Here is a 13,832-nt window from a genome sequence, read left to right as displayed (position 1 = left end):
GCGCGGTGCGTTGGGCACGCAGGACGCTATGAAGGGGCCCTTCCTCTCGTCTTCTGCGAGGAAGGGCCCGCTTCATAGCGCGGGGTGGGCTTGGAAGTACCCCAATGCGGCGTTGGGGTCGTTCATTGCCTCCAACGCCGCATTGGGGTCACGACGCGGCGCGCTTTCTCACGAAAGTGCCTCTCTCGCAGAGTCCGCGCGACCCGCCAGCTGGAGTGAAAACTTTCCACCGCTCACAATGGCCCGCCAGGCCCCCATAAAGCTGTCGACAGATGGCGATGGGGCTTCAGCGGCCCGCGGCGGTGAGCACGCGGGAGAACACGTCGAGCGTGGCATCGAGGCCCATCTCCGGGCCGAACTGCACGAAGACGTGGTCGACCCCGAGCTCATCGAGGCGCGCGAGGTCCTCGACCCACTCCATCACGCTGCCGGAGAACAGCTTGCCCTGAGCGGGCCGCAGGCTTCCGGTGCAGCGCAGCACCACCGGCATCGAGTCCCATGCCCGGCCGGCGGCTTCCGTGGTTTCCCGCCACAGGGCCAGATCCGCGGCGAGATCGTCGAAGTTGTCGCGGTAGGGATGGAGCCCGTCGGCGATCCGCGCCGCCCGTCGTAACCCCGCCTCGGTCACATACCCGGCCACCAAAGGGATTCCGCCCGGCCGGGCCGGTTTCGGGCCGATGTCGGACTTCGGGATCGGGTAGTACTTCCCGTTGTGGACAACGGGATCGGGGCCCCAGACCGCCCGCATCGCGGCGAGGTGGTCGTCGAACCCGTCGCCCATTCTCGTGCGTGGTACGCCCGCGACCGCGAACTCCTCGGCCATCCACCCCGACGTCACGCCCGCGATGACCCGTCCGCCGGAGAGCCGGTCCAGGGTCGCCAGACGCTTCGCGAGCAGCACCGGCGGGTGGTACAGCACGTTGATCGCGCTGGTGCCGAGCATGATCCGGCTGGTGCGGGCCGCGATGAAACTGAGGGTTTCGAGCGGGTCGAACACTGTCGCGTACGACTCCGGCGGCATCGTGATCGGCACCGGCACGCCCGGCATGGTCACCGGCGCATGCGGCCGCAGCCACCGGTCGAGCGCCCACACCGAGTCGAGACCGAGGGTCTCCGCGTCGACGGCCAGCCGCACGAGGCTTTCGGCGTCGACACGCAGCCCGCCGTTGGGTAACCCGATTCCGACCTTCATGTCCGAAGTATCCCAGGAATCGGGCTGACCTGGCTTGTTACCTCGATGTGCCGCTGGGACAGAAAAGTGCCTTCTTCCGCCGCGAGCGCCGGGCACAGATGATGGCTCCAGTAACAAAAAGTGCACTCAGGAGGCGATCGTCATGACCGGAACCATCTACGAACCCGGACGGGGCCCCGGACCCGCCAAACCCACCGAAGAGACGCTGAGCCGCCTTCTCGCCGAACAGTCGATCGGCGCGCTGGCCACCACGAACCGCGAGGGCTACCCGCACCTGTCCACCATGGCCTATACCTGGGACCCGGCCGAACGGGTCGTGCGGATCTCTTCGGTGGTGGGCCGCGCGAAGGTCCTGCAGGTGGCCCGCGAACCCCGCGCCGCCCTCTACGTCAGCACCGCCGACCACCTGGCCTTCGCCGTCGCCGAAGGACTCGGCGAGGTTTCCCCGGTCAGTTCCGTGCCCGGGGACGAGACCGGGCGCGAACTGCTCGCGATGCAGCCCCCGTTCCCCGACTCCGCCGACGAAGCCCTGTTCCTGCGCAACATGGTCGAAGACCACCGCGTGGTGATCCGGCTGCGCGTGTCCCGGCTGCACGGCGGCGGCGTCGACGTTCCCCGCTGATCACGCCTCCGCGCGGCGCATCGCCCGCATGCCGACGCCCAGGCCGAGCGCCGCCGTCGCGAACGCAGCGACGACACCGCCCGCGACAGTGGCCGAGAAGATCTCGCCACTGAACAGCGCGCGCTCCGCGTTCACCAGGTAGGTCAGCGGATCGAACAGGGACAGCGTGCGCAGCCAGCCCGGCGCGCCGTCCAGCGGCAGCATCATCCCGGCGAGCAGGAGCAGCGGGAAGGTCAGCGTCTGCTGGATCGCCCAGAACAGCCATTCCTTGTTCTTCGACGCCAGCGCGAGGGTGTAGGACAGCGAGCCCAGGCCGACGCAGAACACCGCGAGCAATACGAGCCCGAGGAACGCGCCGGGATGCAGGCGGAAGCCGAACGGGATGGTGACCACGAGGATCAGCGCGGTCTGCGCGAACATCGGCACGATCTCCTTGAACGCGCGCCCCAGGATCAGCGCGGGGCGCCGCAGCGGCGACACCAGCATCCGCTCGTGCGCGCCGGTCTGTATCTCGAAGAGCAGGTTCGCCCCGGTGGCCCCGGCGCCGAACAGGCACGACATCACGATCGTGCCGGGGATGAACCACTGCAGCGCCGACTGCCCGGCGACCTCGTCCGGCAGCAGCGGCGCGAAGAGCACCAGGAAGAACAACGGCTGCACGAGCGAGAAGATCACCGAGAACGGGTCCCGGATGACCGGCCGCAGCTCGCGGGTGAACACGGTGACGGTGTCGGAGGCCAAGGTGGTGCTCATGCCGCACTCTCCTGAAGGGCTGGGGCGGCCACGTCTTCGCGCAGGCTGCGTCCGGTGAGGTTGAGGAACACGTCGTCGAGCGTGGGACGGGCGACCTCCACGGCGGCGACGGTGACGCCCGCTTCGTCGAGGCTCCGGAGCAGCTTCGGCACGAGCTGCGCGCCGCCGTCGGCCTGGATCGCCACGGTGGTGCCGGTCCGGCGGAGGTCGCCGCCGGGCAGGAAACCCTGCGCGTGCGCCATGGCCTTGCCGGCGTCCCGGTCGTGGTCGAATGTCAGCGTGATGCGGTCGCCGGCGTGCTCGGCCTTGAGCCGCGCGGGGGTGTCGTCGGCGATGATCCGGCCGTGGTCGATCACGATGACCCGCTCGGCGAGCTGGTCGACCTCGTCGAGATAGTGCGTGGTGAGCACGATCGTGGTGCCGTGCGTCGCGCGCAGCCCGCGGATGTGCTCCTGCAGGCTCGCGCGGTTCTGCGGGTCCAGGCCCGTCGACGGCTCGTCGAGGAACAGCAGGTCCGGCGCGTGGATGAGGCCCATCGCGACGTCGAGGCGGCGACGCTGGCCGCCCGAGAGTGTCGACACGACCCGGTCGGCGACGGCGTCGAGGTCCAGGGAGCCGATGAGCTCGTCGGCCCGGGCACGGGCGGCCGCGCGGTCGAGTCCGTACGCACGGCCCTGGCTGACCAGCTCGTCGCGGCCGCGCTGGCTGTGCCCGGCGCCGTTGCCCTGGCCGATGTAGCCGATCCGGCCGCGGACCCCGCGCTGCTGGGTGATGACGTCGAATCCGGCGACCTCCGCGGTGCCCGAGGTCGGCGGCAGCAGGGTGGTCAGCATCCGCAGGGTCGTCGACTTGCCCGCGCCGTTCGGGCCCAGCAGCGCGACGACCTCACCCGCCTCGACCCGCAGATCGAGACCTCGGACGGCTTCGACCGTCTCCTTCTTGACGGTGAAATGCCGGGTGAGGCCCCTGGCCCGGATCATCGTGGTGCTCTTTGTCGTGGTCATGCGAAAAGCCTAAAATCGATTCCGGCCACTTTTTGACCTGAATCCGGGGGAATCTGGAGCCATGGCGAGTACGAGCGCACGCATGCTGAGGCTGTTGTCCCTGCTGCAGACCCACCGGTACTGGCCCGGCGGTGATCTGGCGGAGCGGCTCGAGGTCAGCGAGCGGACCGTGCGCCGCGATGTCGACAGGCTGCGTGAGCTCGGCTACCAGGTCGACGCGAGCCGCGGTGTGGCCGGCGGCTACCAGCTGCGGTCCGGCACGAACATGCCACCGCTGCTGCTCGACGACGACGAAGCGGTGGCCATCGCCGTCGGACTGCGCGGTGCCGCCGGGGGAGCGGTGGCCGGGATCGAGGAGACCTCGGTGCGCGCGCTGACGAAAGTCGTCCAGGTGATGCCGCCCCGGCTGCGGCGCCAGGTCGACGCGCTGCGCTCCTACACCGTGCCGTCGTTCGGCGACCGCGGCCCGACGATCGACGCGAGCACGCTGACCACGATCGCCCAAGCCTGCCGCGACGACGAACGGCTGCGGTTCGGCTACGTCGCCCGGGGCGGCGAGGAAACCGCGCGGCACGTCGAGCCGCACCGGCTGGTCTCGACCGGACACCGCTGGTACCTCGTCGCGTGGGACGTCGAACGCCACGACTGGCGCACCTTCCGCGTCGACCGGATCGGGGGCCTCACCACCACCGGCGCCCGCTTCCGCCCGCGCGAGCTCCCCGGCGGCGACGCGGCCGCCTTCGTCCGCGACCGGATCGCCGCCATCCCGACCCGCTACCACCTCGTGGTGACCGTCAGGACGCCCGCGGCCGCGATCGAAGAGGTCGCGGCGTACACCGGCGCGACGGTCGAGCCGATCGACGAGGAGTCGTGCCGGTTCACCCTCGACGTCGACGAGCTGGACTGGCCGATCATGATCTTCGCGGCGTTCCGGGCCGAGTTCCGCGTCGAAGAACCCGCTGAGCTACGCGAATACCTCCGGGAAACCGGCGAGCAGTTCCTCCGCTCGATCGCCTAGCCGCCAGCTGTCGACAGATGGCGATGTCTCAGGAACTAAGAGATCACGAGATGTCGACATCTTGTCCTAGTCCAGCAAGGCCGTGAGGACACCGTCGAGGAGGCGGACGCGGCGGTCGGCGATACCGTGGACTTCGGCGTCGTGGGTGGCGACGATGACCGCGGCGCCTTCCTCCGCGCACCGCCGCAGCAGCTTCAGCACCGCCGGGGTACTCGCCGCATCGAGATGCGCCGTCGGCTCGTCGGTGAGCAGCACACGCGGACGCCCCGCCACCGCACGCGCGAGCGCGACCCGTTGCTGCTGCCCGAAAGACACCTCCAGCGGATACCGGTCCGCGAGCTCCGCGATACCCAGTTCCGTCAGCAACCCCGTCACCCGCGTCCGCACGGCGTCCCGGCTCGGCTTCGGGATGTCCGCGCGCAACCGCAGCGGCAGCGCGACGTTCTCCGCCACCGTCAGCTCCTGCGCCAGCCCGAGCGCCTGCGGCAGCACCGCGCAGGTGTGCCACGCCGGTGCCCCGGTGATCGGCACGCCGTCGAGCAGCACGCACCCGGCGTCGGGGGAGTCGAACCCGCACAGCAGCGCCAGCAGCGCGCTCTTGCCCGACCCCGACCGCCCGGACACGGTGACGAGCTCGCCCGCCGCGACCCGGAGTTCCAGCCCCCGCAACACTTCCACGTCACCGCTGGGATGGGCGAACCGCCGCCGCAGCCCCACCGCGCTCAACGCCGGTTCACTCACGACTGGCCCTCCAGGTCTTCCACTCGGTCCAGTATTCCCTTGCGCAGCCACGCCACGCGCGTCCCGAGTGCGATCAGCCGGTCGTCGTGCGAGGCGACGACGACGGTGAACTCCTGCGCGGCGAGGTACCGCAAGGTGTCCAGCACCAGATCCGCCGACGCTTCGTCCAATTGGGACGTCGGTTCGTCCGCGATGACCACAGTGGACCCCCGCGCGAGCGCGCAGCCGAACGCGAGCCGTTGCTGCTGCCCGCCCGACAACGCCGAGATGTTCCAGCCACCCGTCCCGCCGAGCCCGAGCTGGCCGAGGATGTCCTCGGGATGACACGTCGTGTGCGCCGATTCCGCCGCCGCGCGCAGGTTGTCGGCCACCGTCAGATAGCTCAGCAGGTTGTCCGTCGGGTTCTGGAACACCAGGCCGAGATGTTCTCGCCGCAACGCCCGCCGCTCGGCGTAGCGCAGCTTCCCGGTGTCGGCGCCCTCGAACCGCATCTCGCCGCGAGCGGGCCGTTCGAACAGGCCCAGCACCCGCAGCAGCGTCGACTTGCCCGACCCCGACGGCCCGGCCAGCACCGTGATGCCCCTCGCGGGGACGTCCAGGGTCACGTCGTGCACCCCGGTGACGGTGCCCATCGGCGTGCTGTAGTCCACGCCCACCCCGGTGAGCCGGAAGATCGGTTTGGTCACTGCGTCAAGCACGGATCAGCTCCGCGGTCCGGGCGGTACGCACCGAGCGCACCGCGATCCCACCGGCCAGCAGGACGACGAGCACCCCGACGCCGACCACCCCGGTGATGAACAAGGTCGGATCGGGCAACGCCGCCCGCGGCGCCAGGAACGTCGCCGGGTCGAACCGCGGCACGGCGAGCCCGGCCACCGAAACCCCGCAGACCACCCCGGCCAGCACCGCCATCCCGGCGAGCGCGCCCAGTTCGATCAGATGACTGCCCAGCAGCGCCCGAGGCCGCATGCCCATCCGCAGCACGAGCGCACCGGCGAGCGCGTTCTGACGACGCCGGACCTCGACGGCCACCAGCAGCGCCAGGATCGCGACCACGCCGAGCACCGCACCCAGGAGCGCCACGAACGAGAACGTCCACGACACGACGTAGAACGGCAGCGCGTCGAGGGCGGTGTCCTGGCTGACCCGGTCCACCGCCAGCAGGTTCGCTTTGGCCAGCGCGCCCGACACCACGTCGGCCGGCGAGCTCGACAGCACCGTCCACCGCGGCAGTTCCCGGATCTCCTGCGGCGTCAACGCGTTGCGGGACACGACGTACCCCGGGTTCGTGCCGATCATCGGGAACAGCGGCAGGTCCGCGATCGGCGCCGCGTCGGGCAGGCCCGGCAGCCGCAGGGTCTGCTTGGCGTTCGGCGCGATCCGGATCGCCGGGATCCCCGCTCCGGTGCGGGTGTCGATGCGCCGGAGCAGCTCCGACACCGTGTCGCGGTCCAGCCGGCCCAGCTCCGCCGCGGTGGTGAACGTGGCCGGGTCGACGACCATCACCACACTGCCGGTCCCGGTCGTCGTCCCGACCAGGGAACTGGTGGCGGCGAGCTCGGCGGGCAGCGGGGGCTCACCGAAGCCGACCCCGCTCTCGGTGTCGACGCGGGTGTTGGCACCGACGAAGATCCCGGACTTCTCGCGCAGGGCGTTTTCCTGGCCGTTCCCGATACCGATCCCGGCGGCCAGCGTCCCGATCGCCAGCGTGCTGATGACCAGGACCCCGGTCACCGGCGCACGGGCACTGGCGAGCCGCCGGATCGCCAGCTGCAGCGCCGGGCGCGACCAGAACCGCGCGCGGTGCGACGCGTACAGCAGCAGCCACGCGACCCGCGCCGCGAGCAGTCCCGCGGTCAGGACCACACACACCGGATAGGTCAGCGCGACCGGATCGATCTGCGGCAGCGGTTTCCCCAGCTTCGACGCCGCACCGTACTCGATCATGCGGCTCCAGCCGAGGAACGCGAGCCCGGCGGTGACCAGCTCCCACGGGAACGCGCCGAGCAGCCGCAACGCGTTGGTCTTGCGGCGGATCCGGCCGAGTTCGAAGTCCCGGTGCGCCCGCGAGCGCACGACCAGCACGATCAGGCCGAGGGAGAACAGCAGGATCAGCGCGGCGACACCGATACTCAGCAGCACCGCCGTTTCGTCGACCCCGCCCGGTGGTCCGTAGACACCGAGCAGCGTCCGCGCGAGCACAGTGCCGGCAGCACCACCGGCGACGATGGGCAGGCCGAGTTCCGCGATCGCGAGCCCGCCGAGCGCCCCCGGCCCACTGCCGCGCGAGGACAGCAGCCTTAGCTGGGCGAAGCGGCGCTGGTACCACTGCAGCGCGACGGTCGCGATGCTCGCGCAGCCGACGAGCACGCTGATCGCGGCCAGCGGAAGGATCGAGACGGCGACGTTGGACTGCGCCTGGGTGGCGATCTGGGTCGAGCGGTCGAACGGGACCTGGGACACCAGCACCCCGCCCAGTCCTTGCGCCCGGAGATCCGCCTCGACGTCGGCGACCATCGCCTTCCCCCGGTCGACGAGCTGCTTCGCCTCGCTCAGCGTGCGTGGCGGGGTTTCGTAGAACGAGATGTGCAGATACTGGTAGGTGCGCACCTTCAGCGCCGACACCGTGTCGTCGAACGTTTTCTGGTCGGTGGCGAAGAGCACCGAGTCGAGCGGGTCGTTCACCAGCCGGTTCACCACGGCCGTGCTCTGCTGTGAGCACCACCAGCGCGGCGGCGGGGTGCTGAGCTCGCGGTAGACCCCGGTGACCGGCGGCGACGGGATCCCGCTCCAGGACGCGGTCGAACCGACGCCGATGTGCTCGGCACCGGAGACCACGTCGCCCACCCAGATTCCGGGCGCGCGCGTGCCTTGGATGAGCTGGAGCCGGTCGAGGGTCTGCGTGCCCCGGTACGCGAGCACCGTCTTGTAGAGCCCGTTCGTACCGGCGAATTCCGTTCCCAGGATCGGCGTGTACGCGCCCACCACCGGCGTGCTGAACCCGTGCGCGGCCGCCTGCCGCCGCACGGTCGCGATCGCCGCGGGCGCCGACGCGACGTCGACCCTGGTCTTGCTGAACGTCGGCCCGTAGTTGTCCGGGCAATCGAGGGCGGCCTGGTACTGAGCCGTGGCCCCGCCCGCGGCGGAGGCCTGCAGCACCGCCGCCGTCCCCAGGAAACACGCCAGCAGCGCTGTCACCGTCGCCACGACCATCGTCAACGGACTCGAAAGGGCGGCCCGCGGCGCAGCGCGCCACGGCATGGTCACTCTGAGTCGTTTTCCTAAGCCCCGGCCCACCCCACGTCGCATGAAACCGCACGCTATCGCGGAAAAGTCACGCGGAGCCAGGTTTTTTCGGAGTGTTAATTATTGACGCGTGGTGACCATGGTCTCGTTGGTCATGATCTTCGCAGGAACTCGGCGAGGGCGGCGGCGAGTTCGCCGGGCAGCTCCTCGGCGATGTGGTGCCCGCAGTCCAGGCCGCGCCCGGTGATCCCCGGCGCCCACGCTCGCCACACCGCCAGTGGATCTCCGTAGAGCTCCTCCATGTCGTCCCGCTCGGCCCACAACATGAGCGTCGGGCAGCTGATTTGACGCCCTGTGGTCTTGTCGGCGTCATCGGCGGCCCGGTCGACGACGAGCCCGGCGCGGTAGTCCTCGCACATCGCGTGCACGGTCCAGGGATCGCGGATGGCCCGCAGGAAGTCCTCGTGGTTCTCCGCACCGAGCCGCTCGGCGGTGTTGACGGTGTCTATCTGGTACCACGTGTCCGGATCGGCGCAGATGACCCGCTCGGCCGGTTTCACCGTCTGTCCCAGGAAGAACCAGTGCCACCAGGCCGCCGCGAACTTCGCGTCACACCGGGCGAGTGCTTCCCCGAGCGGCACACCGTCCATCACGACGAGCCGCGTGACCGCTTCGGGATGGTCCAGCGCGGTCCGGTAGGCCACCAGCGAGCCGCGGTCGTGACCGGCGACGGCGAACCGCTCATGGCCCAGCGACCGCATCAGCGTGACGCAGTCCTGGGCCATGGCCCGTTTCGAGTACGGCGCGTGATCCACGGTGGTCGGCGGCTTCGACGACTCGCCATAACCGCGCAGATCCGGGCACACCACGGTGAAACCCGCGGCCACCAATGCCGGCGCGACGCGGTGCCAGGTGGTGTGCGTGCGCGGATGGCCGTGGAGCAGGAGCACCGGCGGCCCGGAACCGCCGTGGCGCACGCGCAGGGTCACCCCGTTGACGTCGCGGGATTCCAGCGTGAAGCCGTCGAACACGCGCGGCCCCTACTTCGACGCGCTGCGGACGGCGAGCGGGTCGCCCGGTGCCTTCGCCTTCGCCGCGATCATGCGTTCCCCGAGTTCCTGGAGTTCCTTACGCCCCATCGCCTTGCGGACCTCCGGGAACCATTCCTGTTCCTCTTCTTCGACGTGGTGGCGCACGTTTTCGGTCAGCACGGTCACCTTCGCGTCGAAAGTCTCGTCCGAGGGGTCCAGTTTGGACAGTTCCGAGAGCATCCAGACCACGACATGGTGTTCCTCCACGCTTTCGAGGACGTGATCCTTGGTCTCCGGCGCGGCGGCGCGGGCGGCGGGGTAGAAGATCTCTTCCTCGATGTAGGTGTGCGTGGTGAGCTCCTTGATCATCGAGTCGACGAGCTTCCTCTTCTCCGCCGCCGCGTTCTCACCGGCTTTCTCGAACTGCTTGAACAGCTTCTCGACCGTCTTGTGGTCGTTTTTCAACAGCACGATCGCGTCGTTCGACACGGCACCTCCCGGGCTCACCGCCGCGACCTGTGGCGAGGCCGCTGACCCCCTGATTGTGCGGTGTGATCAGGGGGTTCGCAGGCCAGGGAAAACGGCGTTTACGCGAGTCTGGAACGGGGTATCCGACCCCGGCTGACCGGCCCACACCCCGGTGGCAGCGGCGGATTCGGCGTACTCGCGGAAATCGCGCGCCGGACGGCCGAGTGCGCGTTGCACACCGTTGGTCAGGCTGGAGTTGCGGCCGTCGAGGACTTCGGTGAACAGGTAGGTGAACAGCGCGATGTCGTCGGCGGGCAGCTCGTACTGTACGAGCGTGGCGGTGTAGTCCTCGGCCGAAACCCGTTGGTACGTAACTGCTTTGTTCGACGCGGCGGCGATCTCCGCGGTCGCCTCGCCGAAGGTCAGCAGCCGCGGTCCGGTCAGTTCGTAAAGCTCGCCGGCGTGCCCGGGTTCGGTCAGCGCGGCGACGGCGACGTCCGCGATGTCGTCGGCGTCCACGAACGGCTCGCGCACATCGCCGATCGGTAGCGCGATCTCTCCGGCGAGAACCCCGTCCAGCAGGAAGCTTTCGCTGAAGTTCTGGGCGAACCAGCTCGCCCGCAGGATGGTCCAGTCCACCCCGGCGTTCCGCACGAGCTGCTCGCTCTTCTGGGCTTCCTCCTCGCCGCGGCCCGACAGCAGTACCAGCCGCTCGACACCGCGTTCGACCGCGAGCTTGGTGAAGGTGCCCACGGCCTCCGCCGCGCCCGGTACCGCGAGGTCGGGGTAGAAGGACACGTAGACCGCTTTGACCCCGTGCAGCACGGCCGCCCACGTCGACCGGTCCTGCCAGTCGAACGGCGGCTGCCCGGAGCGGGAGCCGATGCGGACCGGCACGTTCCGAGCAGTCAGCCGCCGCGCGATCCGGCCGCCGGTCTTGCCGGTGCCGCCGAGGATGAGGATGGGGGAGTTCGTCTCAGTTGTCATGGCTCTTAGGTAACTAGGGTTCCGTGAGACCCTCCATAGCCGAAAAGCGCAACTCCATACGCCAGCGTCCAGGGGGCACCACTGCCACCTGTCGACAGATGGCGAACACTCGCGCACGAGATGTCGACAGGTTGTGATAGTCGGCGTCTGCAACTATCGCCATCTGTCGACAGGTGGCGAAAGGCAGTCGGGGGCGTGTCTGGCATCGGGTGTCAGATACGGCTTTGGTGACTACGATGGCGGGCGTGGTGGCTGAATCAGGTGTCTCCCTGCGTGAGCGAACGCGGCGCGCGGTCCAGGCGGAGGTGGCCGAGGTCGCGATGCGGCTGTTCGTGGAGCAGGGCTACGACGCCACGACGATCGACCAGATCGCCGCGGCCGCGGGCATGTCCAAGCGAAGCGTCTTCCGGTACTTCGCGACCAAGGAAGACGTCGTCTGCGGCAAGTACGAGCTGGTGGGCGAGCAGCTCGCCGCCGAGCTCCGGAAAAGGCCGCTGGACGAGCCGCTCTGGGAGTCGCTGCGCCGGATCTTCGACGGGCTCCTCCCGTACGTCGACGACGCGAACAACCGGGCCTTCGCGGTGTCGATCGAGAGGATCGTGCAGGTCACGCCGGCATTGAGGGCGCGCTACCTGGAGAAGGTCGACCATATGGAAGCCCTGTGCGAGCAGGTCGTCCGCGACCGCCTGGCCGAGCTCGGCCGCCCGTCCGCCGACGGTGATCCCCGCCCCCGGGCCGTCGTCGGGGCCGCGTTTTCTTGCCTGCTGGCCGCGCAGAGCGCCGCCGTCGCCGAGTGGAACCGGCGGAGCTTCGCCGATCTCCTGGACGAAGCCATGGCGTCGATGAGTCCAGCTCCTCTCTGATCGACCCGGTGGCCGACGACCGGTCGTGTGCCGTGTCATGAGTGTCACTTGGTGCCATGTTTGCCATCAGATACCGTGGATTGCACAGACTGCCAATGCCATAGGAGAGCGCCATGGCCAAGACCATCGTCATCACCGGGTCCAGCGACGGGATCGGGGCGGCCGGCGCCCGGCAGCTCAAGCGGGACGGGCACCAGGTGGTGGTCGTCGGCCGCTCCCCGGAGAAGACCGCGGCGGTCGCCCGCGAGCTGGACAGTGACTTCTTCGTCGCCGATTTCGCGCGGTTCGACGACGTCCGTGCGCTGGCAGCCGACCTCGATGCGAAGTACCCGCGGATCGACGTGCTGGTGAACAACGCGGGAGGCGTCTTCGGCGACCGCGCCAAAACCGTCGACGGTTTCGAGAAAACCTTGCAGGTCAACCATCTTTCCCCGTTCCTGCTGACCAACCTGCTCCTGCCGAACCTCCTCGGCGCCCGCGCTTCGGTGATCCAGACCTCGAGCGCCGCCGCGCGCCTGTTCGGCAAGCTCGATCTCGACGACCTCGACAACGACCGGAAGTTCACCCCGCGCAAGGCGTACGGCGACGCGAAACTCGAGAACATCCTGTTCACCACCGAACTGCACCGCCGGTTCCACGACCAGGGCCTGGCCTCGGCGGCGTTCCACCCCGGCTCGGTCGCCACCAGCTTCGCGACCCAGAGCGACAGCGCGATGAGGTTCGTCTACAACAGTTCGTTCGCGCGGCGCTTCCTCACCACGCCGGATCAGGGCGCCCGGCAACTCGTGTGGCTTGCCGCGGGAACCCCCGGCACGGACTGGCACTCCGGCGGGTACTACGAGAAAGGCAAGCCCTCCACCAAAACCAGCCCCCAGGCCACGGACGCCGAGCTCGCGCGGCGGCTCTGGGAGCGCAGCGCCGAGCTCGTCGGCCTGCCGGTGAAACCGTAGCTTTCAGAACCGCCCGAGCAGCCAGTTCCCGGCCTTGCCGGGTGCGGGGTCCAGGGATGCGGCGGCGCCCGCCGGGGAGATCACCCTGGTGCCGGAACCGGCTTTCACCGGGTTGGACGCACCGGCTGCTGGGTATGTCTCCGGAGACGGCAAACCGGACAAAGGAGAAAAACGATGGCCGGACTGATCAACCGCGTGAAGACGTTCCTGCGGAGCCCGAAGGGCAAGGCGCTGACCGACAAGGCCCGCCGCGCGGCGAGCGACCCGCGTACCCGCGAGCGGGCCCGTGACGCCGCTGCCCGCTTCCGCCGCAAGCGCTGACAGCCGGCCGGGGGAGCCTCAGGTCCGGCCGGTTCCCCGGAGCAGGCTGTCCACCGCGAAGTCGGCAGCCTGCGCCGCGTCGATGTCGGGGAACTCGTGGGCCGCGACGTTCACAGTGTGGATCAGGAGAGCCTGGATCCACCCTTCCGGGAAATCGTCGCGGAAGAGGCCCTCGTCGACGGCCCGTTCGATGAACGCGGCGACCTGGGCGATGAACTCCGCCCGCCGGTCGCGGATGACGGTGTCCGCGCGCATGCGCTGGAGTTCCACCGGCCATTCGCGCGTCGCGGTGATGATGCCCTCGACGTACCGGTGCAGTGCGACCGCGACGGGGGCTTCGGTCAGCCGGGCGGCGGCGATGGCCTTTCCCACGGCGTCGAGCCTGGCTTCGTAGACGGCCGCGAGCAGGGTCTCCCGTGAGTCGAACCTGCGGTACACGGTCCGCCGATCCACTTCCGCCGCGGCGGCGATGGCCGCGATGGTCGTGGTCGGATCCTGCGCGAGCAGGCGTGCCCCGGTCCTCAGCACTTTCTCGATATTGCGCGCGGCGTCAGCTCTCATGATCTCTCGACGATACTCGTATGGGGCACATGATGAGGGTTGTTCTACATCACTATGGCACTCATAAATATAAAT

General features: G+C 69.4%; 15 protein-coding genes. 5 read left to right on the top strand and 10 right to left on the bottom strand.

The genetic code is table 11. The features are described from left to right. Positions 1 to 286: 286 nt before the first annotated feature. Positions 287 to 1,192 (bottom strand): TIGR03619 family F420-dependent LLM class oxidoreductase, encoded by a 906-nt coding sequence (locus tag VGP60_RS03120; RefSeq protein WP_327546290.1) that lies wholly within the window; start codon positions 1,190 to 1,192, stop codon positions 287 to 289. A 142-nt stretch (positions 1,193 to 1,334) separates the two neighbouring features. On the opposite strand from VGP60_RS03120, the gene VGP60_RS03115 reads away from it, so the two are divergent. After that, the gene (locus tag VGP60_RS03115; RefSeq protein WP_327546289.1) at positions 1,335 to 1,814 is read left to right on the top strand and encodes a pyridoxamine 5'-phosphate oxidase family protein; all 480 of its coding nucleotides are present in this window, start codon (positions 1,335 to 1,337) and stop codon (positions 1,812 to 1,814) included. Here VGP60_RS03115 and VGP60_RS03110 read toward each other — a convergent pair whose 3' ends face one another. Next, positions 1,815 to 2,567, bottom strand: a complete 753-nt coding sequence (locus VGP60_RS03110; RefSeq protein ID WP_327546288.1) for an ABC transporter permease — start codon at positions 2,565 to 2,567, stop codon at positions 1,815 to 1,817. Beyond that, positions 2,564 to 3,547 carry an ATP-binding cassette domain-containing protein gene (locus VGP60_RS03105; protein ID WP_327546349.1) on the bottom strand — a complete coding sequence of 328 codons (984 nt, stop codon included), beginning with the start codon at positions 3,545 to 3,547 and terminating at the stop codon, positions 2,564 to 2,566. The genes VGP60_RS03110 and VGP60_RS03105 overlap by 4 nt, the downstream gene beginning before the upstream one ends. Positions 3,548 to 3,632: 85 nt before the next feature. On the opposite strand from VGP60_RS03105, the gene VGP60_RS03100 reads away from it, so the two are divergent. Then, on the top strand, positions 3,633 to 4,589 hold the full coding sequence (locus VGP60_RS03100; protein ID WP_327546287.1) for a YafY family protein: 957 nt from the start codon (positions 3,633 to 3,635) through the stop codon (positions 4,587 to 4,589). 66 nt (positions 4,590 to 4,655) lie between these two features. Here VGP60_RS03100 and VGP60_RS03095 read toward each other — a convergent pair whose 3' ends face one another. The 6 genes from VGP60_RS03095 to VGP60_RS03070 all read right to left on the bottom strand — a co-directional run bounded on the left by VGP60_RS03095 (position 4,656) and on the right by VGP60_RS03070 (position 11,062). Then, positions 4,656 to 5,330 carry an ABC transporter ATP-binding protein gene (locus tag VGP60_RS03095; RefSeq protein ID WP_327546286.1) on the bottom strand — a complete coding sequence of 225 codons (675 nt, stop codon included), beginning with the start codon at positions 5,328 to 5,330 and terminating at the stop codon, positions 4,656 to 4,658. Continuing rightward, the gene (locus VGP60_RS03090; protein ID WP_327546348.1) at positions 5,327 to 5,962 is read right to left on the bottom strand and encodes an ABC transporter ATP-binding protein; all 636 of its coding nucleotides are present in this window, start codon (positions 5,960 to 5,962) and stop codon (positions 5,327 to 5,329) included. The genes VGP60_RS03095 and VGP60_RS03090 overlap by 4 nt, the downstream gene beginning before the upstream one ends. 58 nt (positions 5,963 to 6,020) lie before the next feature. Then, complete coding sequence (locus VGP60_RS03085) at positions 6,021 to 8,591, bottom strand: ABC transporter permease (RefSeq protein ID WP_327546285.1); 2,571 nt, start codon at positions 8,589 to 8,591, stop codon at positions 6,021 to 6,023. A gap of 137 nt (positions 8,592 to 8,728) precedes the next feature. Then, positions 8,729 to 9,607, bottom strand: coding sequence for an alpha/beta hydrolase (locus VGP60_RS03080; RefSeq protein ID WP_327546284.1), 879 nt, complete (start codon positions 9,605 to 9,607; stop codon positions 8,729 to 8,731). A gap of 9 nt (positions 9,608 to 9,616) precedes the next feature. Then, the gene (locus tag VGP60_RS03075; RefSeq protein ID WP_327546283.1) at positions 9,617 to 10,096 is read right to left on the bottom strand and encodes a hemerythrin domain-containing protein; all 480 of its coding nucleotides are present in this window, start codon (positions 10,094 to 10,096) and stop codon (positions 9,617 to 9,619) included. A 66-nt stretch (positions 10,097 to 10,162) separates the two neighbouring features. Continuing rightward, positions 10,163 to 11,062 (bottom strand): NAD(P)H-binding protein, encoded by a 900-nt coding sequence (locus tag VGP60_RS03070; RefSeq protein ID WP_327546282.1) that lies wholly within the window; start codon positions 11,060 to 11,062, stop codon positions 10,163 to 10,165. Between the two features lie 245 nt (positions 11,063 to 11,307). On the opposite strand from VGP60_RS03070, the gene VGP60_RS03065 reads away from it, so the two are divergent. The 3 genes from VGP60_RS03065 to VGP60_RS03055 all read left to right on the top strand — a co-directional run bounded on the left by VGP60_RS03065 (position 11,308) and on the right by VGP60_RS03055 (position 13,196). After that, entirely contained in the window at positions 11,308 to 11,925 is a 618-nt protein-coding gene (locus VGP60_RS03065; protein WP_327546281.1) for a TetR/AcrR family transcriptional regulator, read from the top strand. A gap of 113 nt (positions 11,926 to 12,038) precedes the next feature. Next, the gene (locus tag VGP60_RS03060) at positions 12,039 to 12,875 is read left to right on the top strand and encodes an SDR family NAD(P)-dependent oxidoreductase (protein ID WP_327546280.1); all 837 of its coding nucleotides are present in this window, start codon (positions 12,039 to 12,041) and stop codon (positions 12,873 to 12,875) included. 174 nt (positions 12,876 to 13,049) lie between these two features. Further along, entirely contained in the window at positions 13,050 to 13,196 is a 147-nt protein-coding gene (locus tag VGP60_RS03055; protein WP_327546279.1) for a hypothetical protein, read from the top strand. Between the two features lie 18 nt (positions 13,197 to 13,214). On the opposite strand, the gene VGP60_RS03050 is transcribed toward VGP60_RS03055, so the two are convergent. Beyond that, a complete protein-coding gene (locus tag VGP60_RS03050; RefSeq protein WP_327546278.1) occupies positions 13,215 to 13,757 on the bottom strand; it encodes a TetR family transcriptional regulator in 543 nt (180 codons plus the stop codon). Between the last annotated feature and the right edge of the window lie 75 nt (positions 13,758 to 13,832).

The organism is Amycolatopsis sp. (assembly GCF_036008905.1).
GTDB lineage: Bacteria > Actinomycetota > Actinomycetes > Mycobacteriales > Pseudonocardiaceae > Amycolatopsis.
The sequence above is the reverse complement of the archived record's forward strand: the minus strand, read 5'-3'. Positions and strand labels throughout refer to the sequence as shown.

What these genes read in the sequence shown, in the direction of transcription:
- VGP60_RS03060 (WP_327546280.1), top strand. Translation starts at nt 12,039, where the DNA reads ATGGCCAAGACCATCGTCATCACCGGGTCCAGCGACGGGATCGGGGCG.
- VGP60_RS03055 (WP_327546279.1), top strand. Translation starts at nt 13,050, where the DNA reads ATGGCCGGACTGATCAACCGCGTGAAGACGTTCCTGCGGAGCCCGAAG.
- VGP60_RS03070 (WP_327546282.1), bottom strand. Translation starts at nt 11,062, where the DNA reads ATGACAACTGAGACGAACTCCCCCATCCTCATCCTCGGCGGCACCGGC.
- VGP60_RS03110 (WP_327546288.1), bottom strand. Translation starts at nt 2,567, where the DNA reads ATGAGCACCACCTTGGCCTCCGACACCGTCACCGTGTTCACCCGCGAG.
- VGP60_RS03120 (WP_327546290.1), bottom strand. Translation starts at nt 1,192, where the DNA reads ATGAAGGTCGGAATCGGGTTACCCAACGGCGGGCTGCGTGTCGACGCC.
- VGP60_RS03050 (WP_327546278.1), bottom strand. Translation starts at nt 13,757, where the DNA reads ATGAGAGCTGACGCCGCGCGCAATATCGAGAAAGTGCTGAGGACCGGG.
- VGP60_RS03105 (WP_327546349.1), bottom strand. Translation starts at nt 3,547, where the DNA reads ATGATCCGGGCCAGGGGCCTCACCCGGCATTTCACCGTCAAGAAGGAG.
- VGP60_RS03090 (WP_327546348.1), bottom strand. Translation starts at nt 5,962, where the DNA reads ATGGGCACCGTCACCGGGGTGCACGACGTGACCCTGGACGTCCCCGCG.
- VGP60_RS03085 (WP_327546285.1), bottom strand. Translation starts at nt 8,591, where the DNA reads ATGCCGTGGCGCGCTGCGCCGCGGGCCGCCCTTTCGAGTCCGTTGACG.
- VGP60_RS03100 (WP_327546287.1), top strand. Translation starts at nt 3,633, where the DNA reads ATGGCGAGTACGAGCGCACGCATGCTGAGGCTGTTGTCCCTGCTGCAG.
- VGP60_RS03115 (WP_327546289.1), top strand. Translation starts at nt 1,335, where the DNA reads ATGACCGGAACCATCTACGAACCCGGACGGGGCCCCGGACCCGCCAAA.